The sequence below is a fragment of the Peptoniphilus sp. oral taxon 836 str. F0141 genome (assembly GCF_000179335.1).
Taxonomy (GTDB): domain Bacteria; phylum Bacillota; class Clostridia; order Tissierellales; family Peptoniphilaceae; genus Peptoniphilus_A; species Peptoniphilus_A lacrimalis.
Genome location: NZ_AEAA01000044.1, coordinates 1 through 19308, shown reverse-complemented (window position 1 = coordinate 19308; position 19308 = coordinate 1). Strand labels below are relative to the sequence as shown.

Sequence of the window (19308 nt, the reverse complement as noted above, 5' to 3'; positions counted from 1 at the left end):
GTCACTAGAATCGAGATTTTCTTTGTCAAAAATTTCAGAAAAAATACTAGAATTAATGAATTTATTTAAGGTTTTTAAAGACTTATTTTTTCCTAAATCCAGCAAATTATTTTTAAGAGAATTTTTATCTTCGCAAGATTCAAAGTTCACAAAAGAAGCATTTTTTAAATCATCAAAACTGATATTTTTATTTCTTAATCTATTGTATAAATCAAAAAATATAGCTTCAACATCTCTTGGAACAATACTAAAATTCAAATCTAAAAGAAAGGACAAATAGTCTTCATTATTATAAGTTGAAAGAATTTTCTTAATAGATTCTTTTAAAAGGATTTGACAAAAAAAATCATTATCTAAATCAAAATTTGAGTTAATATGTAAATACCTGTTATAAGATAAAATTAAATCTTTGCAAAAGGAATGAATGGTCATAATATTAAGTTTGTCAATGTTAAAATCATAAGAGGTTTTAGCTAGCTCATGATAAATTCTATTGTTCATTTCTTCTGTAGCTTTATCAGTAAAAGTTAAAGCTAAAATATTATCAAACTTACCATTTTGAGCTTTAATAATATTTATAAATCTTTGGGTCAAAACACCAGTTTTTCCAGTACCAGCTCCTGAAATCAAAGAAATATTCTTATCTAAAATTGTAGATGCCTTTTGTTGAATCTCATTTAAAACCATAATATATATAACTTTTCCTTTTCTAAAACTCCATCTTTAAAAATTATTTATACTATTACCCTATGTTAATTATACTATATCATGATAAGTTTTTAAAGATAAAGGAAATTAGGTTTTTTCCTAATCTTTTTTTCTCCAACAATATTTAAAAAATATAGTAAAAAGAAGCTGTATTTCTACAGCTTCTAAATCTTTTTTCTCAATCAACTTTTTTAATATTTATTTTAACAGGGTGTCCGTTAAGACTTGATTCTTCTCCACCTTGGTCTTTTTCTTCTATTTTCTTTGCTAATGTTTCAGATTTTATAAATTCTTCATCATTAAATAAGGCTTCTGTTACTTCCTTATCACTGACAAAGGATATTTCAATATTGTCTAAGACATCTAAATCAAGTTTCTTTCTGAATTGTTGAATCTTTGAAATAAATTCTCTAACATAACCTTCATTTATCAGTTCTTCATTTAATTCTGTATCAAGAATTACAAAGATATTATTTGCCATGTTGACGTCAAAACCTTTTTTAGATTTTATATTGACAAGTACATAATCTTTATTTATTTCAATTTCTTCGCCATCAATTTCAATTTTTACTTGTCCATTTTCTAAATCATCAAGAAGTTTTTTAGCATCAACACTGTTCAAATACTTAGAGAAAGATTTAACTTTTGAACCAAGTAATTTACCAACTTCTCTGAAATTTGGTTTCAGTTCAAAATTCATAAATTGACTTAAATCATCTTCAAAAATAACTTCCTTAACGTTTAATTCTTCAATTATTAAATCGCTTAAATCAGAAATTATATTCTTATATTTTCCATCAATTATTACCTTAGAAAGAGGTTGACGAACTTTTATTTTTGCTTCTTCTCTTGCTGCACGACCAAGTGTAACTAGATCCCTAACAAGATCCATTCTATTTTCTATTTTATCATTTATTTTTTCTTCATCAAATTGTGGAAAATCTGCTAAGTGAACAGATTCTTCATCAGTTAAAGATCTGAAGAGTTCTTCTGATATAAATGGAACTATTGGAGCAATTAGCTTGCTTATACCGAGTAATACTTCATAAGTTGTAGCATAAACAGCAAACTTTGAATCATCCTTGTCGGTCTTCCAAAATCTTCTTCTGTTTCTTCTGATATACCAATTTGAAAGTTCTTCAATAACAAAATCAGATATTTCTCTTACAACTTTTGTCAGTTCAAACTTATCCATATCATCTCTAACAACTTTTACAAGTCTATTATATTTAGATAAAAGCCACTTATCAATTTCATCTCTATCTTCATATTTAACTTGGAAAGTTCTAGGATCAATATCATCAGTATTTGCATAAAGACTGAAGAAGTTATAAATATTTCTTAAAGACCTAAAGAATTTTGATTCCATTTCCCTAAGTCCGTCTTCATCAAATTTTGTAGGGTTCCATGGCGGTGATACATACAATAAATACCATCTCACAACATCTGCTCCATATTTATCAAATAGTTCAAAAGGAGCAACAGTATTGCCACGAGATTTGCTCATCTTCTTGCCTTCTTTGTCAAGAATTAAATCATTAACAAGAACATTTTTATATGGGCTCTTGCCTGTCATATATGTTGAAATTGCAAGAAGTGAATAGAACCATCCTCTTGTTTGGTCAATCCCCTCGCAAATAAAGTCTGCTGGGAAAAGTTCATCAAAATTATCTTTATTTTCAAAGGGATAGTGCCATTGAGCAAAAGGCATCGAGCCAGAATCAAACCATACATCTATGACATCTTTTTCTCTTGTCATGATATCGCCACACTTAGGACATTTCAAATGAATATTGTCTACATAAGGTCTGTGAAGTTCCACATTTTCATCAATATCTTCAAGAGCTTTTTCTTTTAATTCTTTACGACTACCTATTGATTCAACATGTCCGCATTTACATCTCCAAATCGGTAGCGGTGTTCCCCAATATCTTGAACGAGAAATTGCCCAGTCGTTTAAATTTTCAAGCCAATTTCCAAATCTTTTTTCTCCGACAAAAGGTGGGAACCAAGTAACTCCATTATTATTATCAACTAATTTATCTTTAAATTTAGTAACTTCTATATACCATGATGGATGCGCATAATAAATTAATGGAGTGTGACATCTCCAACAATGTGGATAATTATGCTTTATCTTTTGTTTTGAAAAAAGAATTCCATTTTCCCATAAATAATTTATTACTTCGGGATCGGTATCAATTACAAAAGTTCCTTTCCATGGAGTTTGGGTGAATTTTCCTTCTTCATTAACAGGATTAACTACAGGAAGTTTATATCTTCTTCCAGTATTATAGTCGTCTTCACCAAAAGCAGGAGCAGTATGGACTATACCTGTACCATCTTCAATAGTTACATAGTCTGCACAAGTTACAAAAAATGCCTTTTCTTTTACATCAATAAATGGAAGGAGTTGTTCATACTCCATATATTCCATTTCTTTTCCCTTTAAGTGCTCAACTACTTGATATTCTAAATCCTTTAGGACCGCATCCTTTAAATTATCTGCAAGATAATAATACTCGTCTTTTACTTTTACCTTTACATAATCAACTTCAGGATTAACACTTAAGCAAACATTTGAAGGTAAAGTCCATGGAGTTGTGGTCCAAGCCAAGAAAAATTCATTATCTTTACCCTTAACTTTAAATTTAACAGTTACAGATGTAGTTGTTATTTCTTCATAACCTTGAGCTACTTCATGAGATGCAAGACCTGTTCCGCACCTAGCACAGTAAGGTAAAATTTTATGTCCTTCATAAATCAAGTCATCTTTAAACATATTGTTTAAAATATTCCAAACTGATTCTATATAGTCATTTTCTAAGGTTACATATGGATGGTCTAGGTCTATCAAATAACCCATCCTCTTTGTAAGTTCTCTCCATTCTTTTTCATATTCAAAAACAGATACCTTACATTTTTCATTAAATTTTTCTATTCCATATTTTTCTATATCTTGTTTGTTGTGAAGTCCCAATTTCTTTTCAACTTCAATTTCTACAGGAAGTCCGTGAGTATCCCATCCAGCTTTTCTGTTGACTTTATATCCAAGCATTGTATGGTATCTGCAAGTTAAATCCTTTAGAGTTCTCGCCATAACATGGTGAATTCCCGGCTTACCATTAGCTGTCGGTGGGCCTTCATAAAAAATATACTTTTTATTACCTTCCCTAGTTTGCACACATTTGTGTAACAAATCTATTTTTTCCCAATATTCAGATATTCTCTCTTCTCTTTGAGCTGCACTATCTTTAGAAAGTGATTCAAATTTTGCCATCTATTTTCACTCCTTTTTAATATTACAATATATAAAAAAAATCCCTTCAAAGAAGGGACGAACTTGCCGCGGTACCACCCTAATTATCCAGGAAAATCACTCATTAATTAAAATAAAATTAAACTCCAAGCTGATACGTATATAAAATCTCAACTGCTTGCACCAAACGCAGATTCTCTAAATGATTAATTTTATACACCGTTCTCTTCACCGTTTTATATATAATTGTCTATCGTTTCGCTGTTAAACATATTTATAATACTCTTTTGTATATGAAAAAGTTTACTATGAAACTTGCAATGTTTAACTCCCTCTATAGTTTTTCTGTTGCAATACTGGTCATGAGCTAAACATCTATTTATTACAGTTGGACCTTCAATTGCACATATTATTTGATAAAGAGTTATTTCTTCTTTAGGTCTCTTTAGACCATAGCCACCCTTAGCACCTCTTTTTGCATAAGTTATTCCCGCCAAATTTAACTTTCTCAAAATTCTCAGAGTAAATCTTTCCGTAACTGAACACTCCTCTGCTATTATGGGCGCTCCAATTATTTCATTTTCATGAGATGCCAAGAAACTCGTAATTCTAAAAGCATAGTCTGTTTCTTGTGTAATTTTCATCTAATTACCCCTCCATTTTAATATAATTTAAACTTAATGTCAACAAACTTAATTTTATACAAACTCGTTTACAAAAAACTTTGTTAATATTTTTTTAACATTAAAAGTAATAATATAAACCCAATTAAGATTTAAGTTTTAATCATAATTTATTAAAAATATAATATCAATCTGTACTTAATATATCAAGTTTATCTTGATAAAAATATTTTTAAATTTAATAAGACCGCAAATTATTACGGTCCCAATTCATGCTAAAAACATTAAATTTATCAAGCTTAAGATAAATATAATAAAAAATCTTTTATTTTTTATTGATTTATTAATATATTTTTTCTTGTTCTCTCCTTGTCTTAACGATAATATTATCTTCATTTAATTCTATATCATCTCTTGTTAAGACAGTATCTTTTTTAATATCCCTCTTAGCATAAGAACCTTCAGTTATTATTCCTATTGGCACATGATTTTCCTTTTTTTGAATCTTTGCATCTTCCAAAGATCCAAAAACAATATATCCACCTATGGAATCAAACTTTTCACCTTTTTTTATATCTCTTTTTGCAACAGCAACAGTTTCTGCATAAGGTTTATCCTTAGGGCAAATAGTTGAATCACCAAGTAAAACTGCCCTCATTATTGAGGTAGGTGTTTCCAAACTTGTAAGGTGGAATGGCCTATAAATTGCAAAATTATCACCCTTGCCCATTGATAGATATTCCATTTCTTTTCTTATAAATTCATTTTTGGTTTTAATTATTGCAAAAACTCCAGGTGCTATCCCCTTAACAAAATCTACAATTCCATAAGAATTTAAAATTCCACCTTGGGATTTTAATTTTATATCATCAGCCAAGGTTTTAGGAGTTGAATGGAAAAAATGACAGCCTCTGACATCTGGTAAGAAGCCCAACGCATTACAAACTGCATTAAGTTCAATCATTGTATTTGTTCCATCAACAAAAGATGTCAACATTCTTTTATTAATTCCTCGTCTTTTGGCATCTTGGGCTAAGTCATCTTGTGTTGCATAATTATCAAGAGCGTTGTTTTTACCTTTTCCCAAAACTAATACTTCAAAGCCACAATTTTTACAAAAATCATAAAGGTCTACAATAGCTCCAGGTTCATCTCCGGCAGTTCCGGAATAAACAATCCCACTTTCTTTAGCTAAATCTTTTAAATATGGACCTACTGTAGCATCCATTTCTACATTTAAACTAACTATATTGACTTTATTTTTTATGGCACAAAGAGAAATTTGGCATCCCACATCTGTAACACCTGTGCAATCAACAAGACAATCGCTAATAGTTGCTGGTATAAAATTATCAAGAGTGCCAACGTATTTATTTTCTTTTATAGCTATTCTAGCCTTATCTATGTCATTAGTTAAAATATATCTATCTTCAGGAATTTTTGCTATGGCAAAAGCCTCTGTAAGAGATTCTTTTCTTCTAGCAGAAATAATAGATGGACCAAAAGCTTCCATAATATTCAAAGTTGTTAATAAGGACTTGCCCATTATTCCTAGTCCTACTATTCCAACACATATATTTCCATGTTCTTTTAATTTATTTTGCAAATAATTCATATTGCCTCCGTTAGTAATTAAAATTCTTACTTAAAGTATAGGCACAAGCAAAAGCGAAATGTAAATTATAGCCTCCGCATTCTCCATCAACATCAAGAGCTTCACCTATTATATATAATCCGTCACAAATTTTGGAAGAGAAATCAAAGGGGGAAACTTCTGAGATATCCACTCCCCCTCTAGTAACCTGTGAATTTTCAAATCCTGTCGTACCCTTTACATAAAACTTAGAATTGAAAAGAATATCAATAATATCACTGTAATATTTTTCCAAAAAGTTAAGTGGTGTATTTGATTTAATTCCCAATGTTTCCAAAATATAATGTATAAATTTTTTATCTACAAGACCTAATAAAAACTCATCGATACTATAATCATTAAACATATAAAAAGAGGAAAATATTTCTTCCTTATCAATTTTATCACTATAATTTATAAGTGGCATTTCAATGTATAAGTCATTATATTCTGATAATTTTACAGATATATCAAGTATAGGTGGCCCACTAATACCATAAGATGTAAAAAGTAAATCGCCATACTTCTCTATTATTAATTTTTCTTTTGAATATAACTTAACCTTTCCAACCACCTTTGTTCCTTGAAGGTGTTTTAGATAAGCTGACTCAAGTTTAATCTGAGTGAGTGCTGGAAAAATCGGAGTGACTTTGTGTCCCAATTTTTTTAAGATTTTGAAAAAAGAACCATCACTGCCAGATTTTGGCATGGAAGAGCCTCCACAAGCAACAATAAGCTTATGGCAATAAAATTCTCCCTTGTTAGTTATGAGTTTAAATTTATCTTTTTCTTTACTTACGGATAAAACTTCAGTGTCAGTATTAATACAGATATTATTTTCAGAAAGTTTTTTCATCAAAATACTCAAAACTGAATTTGCCTTCAAAGTTATAGGATAAATTCTATTATTTTCAACACAACTATAAAGCCCCATCATTTTAAAATAATTGACAAGGTCTGTATTTGAAAAACTATCAATAGCATTTTTTACAAACTCAGGCTTATTATAATTATTTTCACTTAAATTAATGTTAGAGTAATTACACCTACCATTGCCAGTTACTAATAATTTTTTACCTATTCTTGAATTTTTCTCTAAAATTCTTACATTGTTATTATATTTTTTTAAATTTATAGCGGCAAAAATACCAGAGGCACCGCCACCGATAATTATTATATCCATAAGTCCTCTAAAAATTTATTATATATAAAAATATACGTTTTTACAACATTTGAACCTATTTTAAAGAAAGATTTATTATTTTTATTTTTTAAAAAATATGGGCTATGTATGATTATACTTGTCACTTAATATGTATATATATTTATGGTAGAATAATAAAAGAATTATTATTTTTTTTAATTTGGAGATGACAAAATGAAAGATCTACTTGCTTGGGCAGGCAAAAATCAAGCCAATAAATTGGAAGATGTTATAAATGATGCAAAAAATCCTACATTTTGGGAATCTATTGATTGGCCTGGTATTCTCAAAAAATTTGCTTTTGCCCTAATAATATTTATAATAGGATATTATGTTTTGAAAGTGATCAATTTACTTATAAGAAAAATTATGAACAGACATAATATTAATAAGGGGCTCACCCACTTTTTTATAAAATTCTTTTCATTTTTTTACTTATTCGTATTGTTTACAATAATTGCAGGAAATCTCGGCTTTAAAATAACTTCTTTGATAACCTTGATTGGTTCTTTAGGTCTAGCCATTGGTCTAGCCATGCAAGGCTCACTTCAAGATTTAGCCTCAGGTATTCTAATTGTAACATTGAATAATTTTAGAGTTGGTGATTATGTCTATGTTGGTGAAAATGATAACCTATTAAAGGTTTATTCAATAAATCTTTTTAATTCCTTATTTAGAAATTCATCAAACCATATTGTAAGTTTTCCCAATTCTTATCTAACTAAGAATAAAATCACTAATCTTTCAACCCTTGATTATGTTTATTGCTCTTACTATTTTCATGTTCCTGTAGATGTTGATGTTGAACTTGTAAAAACACTTTGCAAGGAAGTTTTAGATAAGGAGGAACTGATCATACACGACCAAGATTACCTAATAAAAATTTCGGAAATTACAGATTATTCCCTAAAATTTTTAATGTCTGGTCAAGTAAAAGCTAAAGATTTACTTGCTTGCCAAGGTAATCTACTAGAAGGTATGAGGCTAGCTTTTAAAGCCCATGGCATTAAAGTTCCCCATCAAAAATTTATAATTTCAAATGAAGAATAAGTTTTAAATAATAATCTTTACAATTTCAAAAAAGAATTTGCATGATATGACAAATGGAGGATTTAATCAGTCCCCCATTTTTTTAATGAAGAAATAAATCCTCTAATATCTTCTTTATTTGTCCTATAATCAGTAACAAGCCTGATAATAGATTCTTTTTTATCATCAACTTCAAAAATATTTTCTTTTTTTAAAAATTCAATTTCTTTTGGATTTGACTTTAGAAAAATTTGGTTAGATTCACAAAATATAGGTTCTCTATCTATTTTCTTTAATTCATCTACCAATAATCTTGACATTTCCCATGCATGATACGCATTTTTATAGTATAAACCATCAGTAAATAGTGTTTGAAATGACAAAGAAATTAAAAATGATTTTGCCATCATAGCACCTCTTTGTTTTATATAATAGCGGAAATTTTTTCTTAAATTCTCATCTAAAATTACAATTGCTTCTCCAAAAATTGCTCCATTTTTTGTTCCCCCTATAGAAAATATATGAGAGTATTTCCCATAATCTTCTAATTTGCTATTATTTGCTGCCATCGCATGAGCAAGTCTTGCCCCATCAATATATAAATATAGACCATTATCAACGCAAAAATCATATATTTTTTTAATTTCATCTATCGAATAAACTGTACCCTTTTCAGTTGTTTGGGATATATATACAACTTTAATTTTTACATCAATTTCTTCACTCATATTATTTATAAGATCTTTAATCTGATGGGCTTTCATTTTTCCATCAGGGCTAGATATATTTATAACCTTGTGACCTGTTGCCTCAATTGAACCTGTTTCATGGTGACTTATATGACCACTATCAAGGGCTAAGACTGCCTCATAGGGTCTTAGAGCAAAAGTGGTAGCTAAAATATTTGCAGCCGTTCCCCCAGAAATAAACTCAATCTGAGAATCTTTTTTTATTTCATTTTTTAACAATTGACTGGCATTATTTGAAATTTCATCAAGTCCATATCCACAATAATTATTGTTGAAAATTTTTTGCATATTTTCATAAATTTCCTTACAACCAAAATCCTTATAATCATTTAAAAAATTATTCATAAAACACCTCATATTTATCATACCCAAAAATAAAAACTCCACCCTTACAACTATATGCACTGGATGGAGTAGTAAAATTATGATATTTATTTTAAAAAAATTAGTGGTTGAGCCTTAAGCTATAAAATTTAACAATAAAATTTATAAAAAAATTATTGAATGAGTTAAAATATTTATTACCACATTTGCAACAAATGTTGAAGCAATAAACTCACAAAAGTTATACCGATAAAACAAGAAAAACCGAGAACTATAGGCTTGCCACCATTTTTTATCAGCTTAACAATATCAGTATTTAAACCGATAGCTGCCATTGCCATAACAATAAAAAATTTAGATAATTCTTTAAAAGGAGCAAATATAGCTATATCATAACCAATTTTTAAAGCAATTGTAGTTATAACACTAGCTAATACAAAATAAATAATAAAAAAAGGAAAAATTTGTTTAAGTGATGGTTTCTCACTTGTTTTTGTATTTGAATTTTTAGCCCTGTAGATAGCTATAGCAAGTGTTATAGGTATAATAGCAAGTGTTCTTGTAAGTTTAACAGTTACAGCCTTGTCAAGAGTTTGAGTGCCTAAGTTATATAAATTATCCCAAGTTGAAGCAGCAGCAGTAACTGATGATGTATCATTTACAGCAGTACCTGCAAAAATTCCAAAAGCTTGACCACTTGTTGTTGAAAAACCAATTAATGAGCCAAAAGTCGGAAAAATAAGTGCAGCAAGTAAATTAAAGAAAAAAATAACTGATATGGCTTGGGCAACTTCATCTTCTGAAGCATCAATACATGGAGCCGTTGCAGCAATTGCAGAACCCCCACAAATTGATGAACCTACACCTATTAAAGTTGTAATATTTTTGTCCATTTTTCCAAATTTATACCATAAAAAAGCTATAATTAATGACGTAGAAATAGTAGATAGAATAATTGGAAGTGATTCTTTGCCAGTTTCTAAAACTACGCTTAAATTCATACCAAATCCCAAAAAAATAACTGCATATTGTAATATTTTTTTTGATGTAAATTTTATCCCATCATTAAAAACAGACTTATCCTTCATGAAAAACCCTACAAACATACCTAATAGGATTGCAAGAACAGCTCCTCCAATTATAGGAAAAATTTTACCTAAATAATGACATGGAAGGGCAAGAGTAAAGCAAAGGAGTATACCCTTTAAATTTTTTTTAATAAAACTATTCATTTTTTCTTTAATCTCCTTATTAATTATTTTGCAAATTTATATTTGCAATCATTTTTAAAATAAAAATAAAAACTATTATACTTTTTTGCTTAAGTATAATTTTTAGCACTTAAAAATTATAACAAGAATTTTCTATAATGTATAATTATAAATATTTACATATCTATAAATATTTGTTATGATGAAAAAAGGTGATAAAATGTTAGATTATAGGACAAATACTTTTATAACACTATGCCAATGTATGAATTTTACCAAAGCTGCCCAAAAACTAAACCTAACCCAACCGGCAGTATCAGGTCATATAAAATATTTAGAAAATTTTTACCAAGCAAAACTTTTTATTAGAGATAAAAAATCATTAGTTTTGACAGACCAAGGAAAAATTTTATACATGGCATTAAATTCTATGGCAAATGACCAAGTTAAAATTAAAAATATTATCAGTAAAAATACGGTAAAAAACAAAAAGATTTCACTGGGTCTAACCAGAACAATTGCAGAATTTACCGTTTTAGATAGACTAATAGAATTTATTTCAAAAGAAAAAAATAGCGACTTCTACATTCATTACAAAAATACCAAAGATATACTTGAAGATTTGGAAAAAGGAAAAATAGACTTCGCAATAATAGAAGGATTTTTAAAAAGTCAAAATTACTATGTAAAAAAATTTAAAAGTGAAAAATACATATGTATAGCTAATAAAAATCACAAATTTAGAAATAAAATTAATAATCTCTCAGATTTATTATCTGAAAGATTGATTATTAGAGAAGAAGGTTCCGGAACCCTAGCAATATTAAAAAATATGCTGGCAATTCAAAATTTATCCCTAAAAGATTTTAAAAATATAATTCAAGTTAATAATATGCACGCCATAGTAGAACTCTTAGAAAAAGATTGCGGCATAAGTTTTCTTTTTGAATCTGCCGTTAAAAAGCATTTGGAAAATAAGGAATTTATTTCAGTTAATCTAAAAGACTTTAAAGTATCCCATGATTTCTCCTTTGTGTGTAACAAAAACTCCATATTTATAGACGATTATTTAGAATTATTCAATAGCTTTGTAGAAAAAAATAAGAACACCTAGGGGCTTTAAATTTGGGACTTTAGAAAACTGTTTTAGGAAGTCTTTAGGTGGAAAAAAGCTATAATTTTAAATTCATAGGCTTTTTATTTGGGAGCATTGTTTATATTGGGGATATTTTAAGTAAGGTAGAGCTTCATAAATACAAGAACCTTAGTCTGATTTTGAATGCCCCAGAGAAAGCTTAAATGGCTTCTCTATTAGTCTAGACACACTAAAAAATCACACATTTTGATAAAATATAAAAGGAGGTACTTATGCCATTTGAAATAGTGAGAAATAACATAGTAAATATAAAAGTGGATGCAATTGTAAATACAGCAAATCCTAAACCTATAGTAGGTGGCGGAGTAGATAGTGAGATTCACAAAGGTGCAGGACCGGAGCTTCTAATTGCAAGAAAGAAAATCGGAAACATTGGCTTTGGCAATGCCTTTATAACATCTGCATATAATTTAAAGGCAAAATATGTAATCCACACTTCAACTCCATCCTGGGAAGGTGGATATAAGGGAGAAGGAGAAATACTTTCAGATTGCATTAAAAACTCTTTAAACTTGGCAAAAGAAAAGGGCTGCGACTCCATAGCCATGCCTTTGATCGGAACAGGAACCTGTGGATATCCAAGCGACTTGGCGCTTCAAATTACCATTAAAGAAGTGAGCGAATTTTTATTAAAAAACGAAATGCACATATACCTTGCAGTCTTTTCAAAGGATGCCTTTTCATTGTCAAAAAAACTCTTTAAGTCTGTAAAAGAATATATTTCAGAAAACTACGTTGAAGAAAAAATAAATAAAGAATACATAGGCTCACTTCGCAGAAAATATAGTTTAGAGGCTAACAATGTGCAACCCTTTATCCAAGACAGTGAATGTATAGAAGACATTTTAAAAAATTTGGACGAAGGATTCTCCAAGACCTTATTAAGACTAATAGACAACTCCGGCAAGACGGATCCTGAAGTTTATAAAAAGGCAAATATTGACAGAAAGCTTTTTTCCAAAATCAAAAATAATCCCGAATATCGTCCCTCAAAGACCACCGCAATAGCCTTTGCCTTGGCATTAGAACTGAATAAGGATGGGATGGAAGATTTAATAGGAAGAGCAGGCTATGCCCTCACAAGAAGTAGCAAGTTTGACGTAATAATTGAGTATTTTATCGAAAGAAAAAATTACAACATCTTTGAAATAAACGAAGCATTATTTGCCTTTGACCAACCTTTAATTGGAGGATAAATGTCGCCTTGAAAGTGACCTAAATATCTTCTTTATTTTTTACAATATAGTAAAAGAAAGGAAGGATAATAATGATAGAACTTGTATTTATATTAGATAAGAGTGGCTCAATGCAAGGCTTGGAAAAGGACACAATAGGTGGCTTTAACTCTATGATCGAAAGGCAAAAAAAAGAAGAGGGAGAAGCATTAGTCTCCACAATATTATTTAACGAAGAAAGTAAAGCGATACACGACAGAATGTCCATAAAAGATGTTCCAAAGCTCACAGATAAAGAATACTATGTAGAAGGATGCACCGCTCTACTTGATGCAGTTGGAGGAGCCATAAAACACATAGGAAACATTCACAAGTATGCTCGCAAAGAAGATGTGCCAGATAAGACATTATTTGTAATCACAACAGACGGCATGGAAAACGCCAGCAGAAGGTACAGTTACAAAGAAGTAAAAAGACTAATCACCAACCAAAGAGAGAAATATGGCTGGGAATTTATCTTCTTAGGTGCAAACATAGACGCAGAAGGAGAAGGAGAAAAGTTTGGCATAAAAAGAGAAATGGCGGTAAACTATCACAGCGACGAAAAAGGCACAGAACTAAACTACAGAGTCATAGGCGATGCCATAAGCTATGTAAGAAGAAACAAAGGAAGAGTCGACAAACACTGGAAAGACGAAATCACAGAAGACTACAAAAACAGAAAAGACAAAGGATGAAAATAATTAAAGAAACGCTTTATTATTGGGAATATTCGCAAGTATTTAAGCTTGCGTCTATCCCCTTTAATATAAAATGGAAATTTAAATAAGGCTTAATCTACTTCATTTTAGTACTAAAAATCGGCACAAAGGTTAATTTCTTCATGCCGATTTGATTTTGTAAAAATACTTTATTTATATTTCCTAAGTTCTTATTTTTCTTTACCTATTTTTTTAAAATAGTCTATTATTTCTTTTTCGTAGCCTATATTTTTTGGTTTATAATATTTTTTATCTTTAAGTTCATAAGGAAGGTAGTCTTGTTTGACATATGAATTTTCGTAATCATGAGGATATAAATATTTTTCATGGCTTTTGTTTGCTGGATTATTTTTATCTCTGAGATATATTGGTATCGTTGACTTTCCTTCTTCTTTGATATCTGAAATTGCCTCATTTATTCCACGATATGCTGCGTTTGATTTTACAGAGGATGCCAGATATGTGGCGCATTGTCCTAAAATAATTCTAGCTTCAGGCATTCCCACTGCATTGATATTTTGAAAGCAAGCAGATGCTACAACCATAGCCATGGGATTTGCATTTCCTACATCTTCTGATGCAAAAATTATCATTCTTCTTGCTATAAATTTTATATCTTCTCCTGATTCAAGCATTTTGGCTAAATAGTATAGGGCTGCATCAGGATCTGTACCCCTTAGAGATTTTATAAAAGCTGAAATTGTATCATAATGTTCGTTGCCACCATTGTCATACAATAATTTTTTTCTTTGCATGGAATTTTCGAGAACATCTAAAGTTAGATTTACTTCATTGTCAACTTTATCTGTTGATAATACTGCAATTTCTAAAGAATTTAGAAGAAATCTCCCATCGCCTGATGAATTTCTGATTAAAAATTCTCTTGCTTGTTCAGACAAATTAATTTTTAAATTTCCAAAGCCTTTGATTTTATCACTGATCGCCCTGTCAATTAATTTATTCATGTCTTTATTTTCTAATGCTTTTAAATTTAATATTTGCAATCTGGATAAAAGTGCTTTATTGACTTCAAAATATGGGTTTTCAGTGGTTGCCCCAATAAGTATAATTATTCCTCGCTCTACATAGGGCAAGAGTGCGTCCTGTTGAGTTTTATTAAATCTGTGAATTTCATCAATAAATACAATAGTTTCTATATTTGAAAATTTGAAATCATCTTGAGCTTTTTGTAAGACTTCTCTCAGCTCTTTGATGTTTGATGTAACTGCAGAAAGTTCCACGAAATTTTTATTTGTCAAATTAGCAATTATTTTTGCAAGGGTTGTCTTTCCTACTCCTGGAGGTCCATAAAAAAGCAAAGAATTTACCCTGTCACTCTTAATAAGCCTAGAGAGAAATTTCCCTTGACCTATAATATGGTCTTGACCAACAAATTCTTCTAAATTTTTGGGTCTTAGCCTATCGGCAAGAGGCGACTTATTATTAAGATTTTTTTCCATAGATAAGTCAAATAGATTCATTTTTATTTATTATTTTTTCCAATTCATCAACAAAAGTTTGTAAGTCTTTAAATTCTCTATAAACTGAGGCGAATCGCACATAAGAAACCTCATCTAATTTTTTTAGTTCTTCCATAACCATCTCACCCACATCTTTGGAGTAGACTTCTTTTTTCATTGAATTTTGAATGTTTTTTTCAATCCTATCGCTTGCATTCTCTATTTTTTCTCTTGATACAGGTCTTTTTTCACATGATTTTATCATTCCATTTATTATTTTATCTCTATCAAATGCTTGCCTAGTCCCGTCTTTTTTTATAACCATAATGGGAGATGATTCTATTTTTTCATAAGTTGTAAATCTCCCCTTACATTTTAAACATTCTCTTCTTCTTCTTATTGTATTATCTTCAGTTGGTCTTGTATCAACTACCTTAGAATCTTCATAAGCACAAAATGGACACTTCATAATTACCCCTATTCAAAAACCCCAACTCTTCATATTCAGTTCAAATAAAAAATTAGGGTTATATTAGTTCATAATAAATTGAGCGGACGTAAAATCCGCTCATAATTTCAATAAAACAAATTATTTGTTTCTATTAATTTTTAAGAATGATGGAATTTTTAATTCTCCATTGTCTTCTTCTTCATTTTCTTTTAAATTTCTTGCAACAAGGTTTGGTTTTTTCTTATCATCCTTCTTGCCATCATCTTTATATTGGTCAAATTCTGTTGCTATTACTGTAATCTTAACTTGATCTTTAAGAGTTTCGTCAATTCCTGCTCCGAAAATAATGTTAGCATCTTCATCTACACATTCACGAATAAGATCTGCAGCTTCGTTAACTTCAAAAATTCCGAGATCATTTCCTGCAGTAATATTAAGTAATACTGATTTTGCTCCTTCAATAGAAGTTTCAAGAAGAGGTGAATTTATTGCAAGTTTTGCAGCTTCAGTTGCTCTATCATCTCCTGATGCAATTCCTATACCCATATGTGCTATACCCTTGTCTTGCATTATTGTCTTAACATCAGCAAAGTCAAGATTAATTAAATTAGGTACAGAAATTAAATCAGAAATACCTTGAATACCTTGTTTTAAAATTTCATCAGCCATTTCGAAAGCTTCAGAAAAACTTGTCTTTTTATCAGCGATTGATAATAATCTGTCGTTAGGAATTATAACCAAAGTATCAACTTTATCCTTTAAAGCAGAAATTCCTCTTGCTGCAGACTTAGATCTCTTCATACCTTCAAAAGCAAAAGGTTTTGTTACAACACCAACAGTAAGTATTCCAAGTTCTTTAGCAATTTCTGCTATAACAGGAGCAGCTCCTGTTCCTGTTCCTCCGCCCATACCAGCTGTTATAAATACCATATCAGTATCTTTTAATGATTCTTTAATTTCATCAATTGATTCTTCGGCTGATTCTTGTCCTACATCAGGATTAGCTCCTGCGCCAAGACCTTTTGTTACTTTCTCGCCAATTTGAATTTTATTATCTGCTAAGGAAGATTTAAGCGCTTGTCTATCAGTATTGAAAGCATAAAAATCAACACCCTTAATACCGGCACTAATCATTCTGTTTACAGCATTATTTCCGCCACCGCCGACGCCAACAACTTTAATCTTGGCAAAATCATCATGATCCATATCAAATTCCAACATATATATCCTCCTCATATGATAAAATACTTATAGTCTATTTTTAATTACTCTATGCATTAATCTTATTTTATAGAAAATAAGTCAAATAGTCAACAATAAAGTAATAAATTGAAAATAATAATGCTTTCAAGTATTTTTATCAATTATCTTATTAATATTATTTTTTAATTTTTATTATTAATTACCTTTTGTTTGACATCATTATTTATAACTACAGATGTATCTTTAGAAGTATTATTATTATCGAAAATATCCTCTTCCTTAGTATCTTTTTCAACAACAATTGGATTTTCAGATTTTTCCATTTCAATAAGGCTTACATTTTTTCCTGTATTTTTGATATCTTCCAGTATTAATTTTAACATATTAAGCTTATAATCAATATTGTTATAAGACCCAAATTCAACTTTAATTCCATCTACTGTGACAAAAGTTGAGATTGAATCTAAAAGTGATACTGATTTTATATTACCTTCTAAATTAAACTTGCTATCTCTTAATTTTTCCAAAAGCATTACCTTCTCTTGAGAATCTTTATCTCTTAAAATATAATCCCCAACTTTTAAATTTTCAATATCTAGTCCATAAATATCCATTAGATTTGAATTTTTATCTTTAGTTGTGTCAATAATTCTAAAATCACTATCAATTAAATTATAATCTTTTTTTTGAATCTGATAATAGGGTTTTCTTTCTACTATATTTATATTTACCTTACCACCAAGATTAAATGTCATCTTAACATCCTTAACATAAGGAATAGATTTAATTGAATTTATTCTATCCTTTTTAGAAATGTTATAGAATTTATCTGCTGGTCCGAGTTTCGCCTTTCTCAAAACCTCTTCTCTTTTTACCTTTTCAATACCAGAAATATTTATATCTTTTACTTTAAATAAGCTGGAATGTCTTATAGCAAACAAAATTAAAAAAATAATTGTAAAAAAAATAAAAAATCTTGTGAAAATTCTAAAAATCCTCCTAAATTTTCTATTCTTTTTTCTTTTAATTTTCTTTAATTTCCCCATAACACCACTCGATTTATTTAAATTTTATAATTTCCCTTACAATTTCAGAAACGGCATCAGGATTACCCATTTTTTTAGAATTCTCAGCCATTTTTTTTCTTAAATCATCATTATTTAAAATTTCTTCTATATTATCATATAAAAGCTTTCCTGTTAACTTATCTTCAGTAATTATTTGACTGGCATTTATATCTTTATAAGAATTTGCATTAAATACTTGGTGATTTCCAGCAGTATATGACTTGGGTATTAAAATTGAAGCAAGTCCTACCGCAGAAATTTCAGCCAAAGTCATTGCCGATGAAGATGCAATAACAAGATCTGCAGCCATTAAATATTTAGGCACTTCAAAAGAGTAATCAAATATTTTTACATTTTCAGGAATTTCTAAATCTTTCATAAATCCCTCATAATGCTCTCTTCCAGTAACATGAACAAGTTTGAAGTCTATATTATAATCTCCTTTTATAATTTCTTTTATAGCATCGTTAGTTGATTCTTGTCCTCCACTACCGCCAAAAGAAAATACCAATTTATCTTCTGCCTTCAATCCGAGTTCTTGTCTTTTTTTATTCCTATCTAAGTGTGAAAAATCATTTCTTATAGGATTGCCAGTAAAAATAACATTTGAATTTTTAAAATATTTTTTAGCTTCTTTAAAATTTAAAAATACTAAGTCAGCCTTTCTAGATAAAAATCTATTTGTCTTTCCAGGGTAGGCATTTTGTTCCTGAATCATTGTTTTTATTCCCTTTTGTTGGGCTTTTAAGACAATTGGGCAACAAACATAGCCACCTGTTCCTATAACAAAATCAGGTTTAAAATCATTAATAATTTTTGTAGACTCACTTAGTCCTCTCATTAAATTAACCATAGTTATAAAAGTTTCTTTATTAATTTTTTTGCGAGGTAAACCTGAAATATGAATAGGTCTAAAATCATATCCCTTTTTTCCCACAAGCTCTTCTTCTAAAGAATCTTTTTTTCCAACATATATAATTTCTGCATCTTTATCTTGTTTTGTTAATTCATCACAAATGGCAAGTGCTGGATAAATATGACCTCCTGTACCGCCACCACTTAAAATATATTTCATCAATTACCATCCTTTGATATTTTTAGCAATAATCCTACGGCTACCATACTCATAACAAGGGCAGTTCCTCCATAGGAAATAAAGGGTAATGTTATACCTGTTACTGGCAATATTTTACAGGTTACACCTATATTAAAAAATGCCTGTATTCCTATGTAAGTTGTTATACCTATGGCGGTAAATTTATAAAATAAGTCATCCGTTTGAGTAGCTATTTTAA

Annotated in this window: 17 protein-coding genes; 4 read left to right on the top strand and 13 right to left on the bottom strand. The window is 29.6% G+C overall.

The features are described 5' to 3' along the window. From HMPREF9131_RS01940 to HMPREF9131_RS01920, 5 genes are all read right to left on the bottom strand, one after another. On the bottom strand, nucleotides 1-687 hold a 687-nt coding region (locus HMPREF9131_RS01940; RefSeq protein ID WP_009345063.1), incomplete at its 3' end, for a UvrD-helicase domain-containing protein. A 199-nt stretch (nucleotides 688-886) separates the two neighbouring features. Continuing rightward, on the bottom strand, nucleotides 887-3988 hold the full coding sequence (gene ileS / locus HMPREF9131_RS01935) for an isoleucine--tRNA ligase (protein ID WP_009345081.1): 3102 nt from the start codon (nucleotides 3986-3988) through the stop codon (nucleotides 887-889). Nucleotides 3989-4203: 215 nt separating this feature from the next. After that, nucleotides 4204-4611: an Rrf2 family transcriptional regulator gene (locus tag HMPREF9131_RS01930; RefSeq protein WP_009345065.1), complete on the bottom strand. Its 408-nt coding sequence runs from the start codon at nucleotides 4609-4611 to the stop codon at nucleotides 4204-4206. 322 nt (nucleotides 4612-4933) lie between these two features. Further along, a complete protein-coding gene (locus HMPREF9131_RS01925) occupies nucleotides 4934-6205 on the bottom strand; it encodes an NAD(P)H-dependent oxidoreductase (RefSeq protein WP_009345068.1) in 1272 nt (423 codons plus the stop codon). A gap of 10 nt (nucleotides 6206-6215) precedes the next feature. Then, nucleotides 6216-7406, bottom strand: a complete 1191-nt coding sequence (locus HMPREF9131_RS01920) for an aminoacetone oxidase family FAD-binding enzyme (protein WP_009345061.1) — start codon at nucleotides 7404-7406, stop codon at nucleotides 6216-6218. 195 nt (nucleotides 7407-7601) lie between these two features. On the opposite strand from HMPREF9131_RS01920, the gene HMPREF9131_RS01915 reads away from it, so the two are divergent. After that, complete coding sequence (locus HMPREF9131_RS01915; protein WP_009345069.1) at nucleotides 7602-8477, top strand: mechanosensitive ion channel family protein; 876 nt, start codon at nucleotides 7602-7604, stop codon at nucleotides 8475-8477. Between the two features lie 62 nt (nucleotides 8478-8539). Here the strand turns inward: HMPREF9131_RS01915 and HMPREF9131_RS01910 are convergent, their stop codons facing one another. Together HMPREF9131_RS01910 and HMPREF9131_RS01905 are read right to left on the bottom strand one after the other, a co-directional pair. After that, a complete protein-coding gene (locus HMPREF9131_RS01910; protein WP_009345067.1) occupies nucleotides 8540-9550 on the bottom strand; it encodes a low specificity L-threonine aldolase in 1011 nt (336 codons plus the stop codon). Between the two features lie 176 nt (nucleotides 9551-9726). Continuing rightward, nucleotides 9727-10761, bottom strand: coding sequence for a YeiH family protein (locus HMPREF9131_RS01905; protein ID WP_009345062.1), 1035 nt, complete (start codon nucleotides 10759-10761; stop codon nucleotides 9727-9729). Nucleotides 10762-10960: 199 nt separating this feature from the next. Here HMPREF9131_RS01905 and HMPREF9131_RS01900 point away from each other — a divergent pair, with 199 nt between their 5' ends. From HMPREF9131_RS01900 to HMPREF9131_RS01890, 3 genes are all read left to right on the top strand, one after another. Continuing rightward, entirely contained in the window at nucleotides 10961-11854 is an 894-nt protein-coding gene (locus HMPREF9131_RS01900) for a LysR family transcriptional regulator (RefSeq protein ID WP_009345072.1), read from the top strand. A gap of 254 nt (nucleotides 11855-12108) precedes the next feature. Continuing rightward, nucleotides 12109-13092 (top strand): macro domain-containing protein, encoded by a 984-nt coding sequence (locus tag HMPREF9131_RS01895; protein ID WP_009345079.1) that lies wholly within the window; start codon nucleotides 12109-12111, stop codon nucleotides 13090-13092. A gap of 71 nt (nucleotides 13093-13163) precedes the next feature. Beyond that, the gene (locus HMPREF9131_RS01890) at nucleotides 13164-13808 is read left to right on the top strand and encodes a vWA domain-containing protein (RefSeq protein ID WP_009345073.1); all 645 of its coding nucleotides are present in this window, start codon (nucleotides 13164-13166) and stop codon (nucleotides 13806-13808) included. Nucleotides 13809-14002: 194 nt separating this feature from the next. Here HMPREF9131_RS01890 and HMPREF9131_RS01885 read toward each other — a convergent pair whose 3' ends face one another. The 6 genes from HMPREF9131_RS01885 to HMPREF9131_RS01860 form a co-directional block, all read right to left on the bottom strand. After that, a complete protein-coding gene (locus tag HMPREF9131_RS01885) occupies nucleotides 14003-15313 on the bottom strand; it encodes a replication-associated recombination protein A (protein ID WP_009345074.1) in 1311 nt (436 codons plus the stop codon). Continuing rightward, nucleotides 15300-15761, bottom strand: a complete 462-nt coding sequence (gene nrdR, locus HMPREF9131_RS01880) for a transcriptional regulator NrdR (protein ID WP_009345075.1) — start codon at nucleotides 15759-15761, stop codon at nucleotides 15300-15302. The genes HMPREF9131_RS01885 and nrdR overlap by 14 nt, the downstream gene beginning before the upstream one ends. 120 nt (nucleotides 15762-15881) lie before the next feature. After that, nucleotides 15882-16964, bottom strand: coding sequence for a cell division protein FtsZ (ftsZ, locus tag HMPREF9131_RS01875; RefSeq protein ID WP_009345078.1), 1083 nt, complete (start codon nucleotides 16962-16964; stop codon nucleotides 15882-15884). 164 nt (nucleotides 16965-17128) lie between these two features. Then, nucleotides 17129-17992, bottom strand: coding sequence for a cell division protein FtsQ/DivIB (locus HMPREF9131_RS01870; RefSeq protein ID WP_009345080.1), 864 nt, complete (start codon nucleotides 17990-17992; stop codon nucleotides 17129-17131). A gap of 13 nt (nucleotides 17993-18005) precedes the next feature. Continuing rightward, nucleotides 18006-19088, bottom strand: a complete 1083-nt coding sequence (murG, locus tag HMPREF9131_RS01865; RefSeq protein ID WP_009345077.1) for an undecaprenyldiphospho-muramoylpentapeptide beta-N-acetylglucosaminyltransferase — start codon at nucleotides 19086-19088, stop codon at nucleotides 18006-18008. Then, on the bottom strand, nucleotides 19088-19308 hold a 221-nt coding region (locus HMPREF9131_RS01860), incomplete at its 5' end, for an FtsW/RodA/SpoVE family cell cycle protein (protein WP_009345071.1). The genes HMPREF9131_RS01860 and murG, both read right to left, overlap by 1 nt.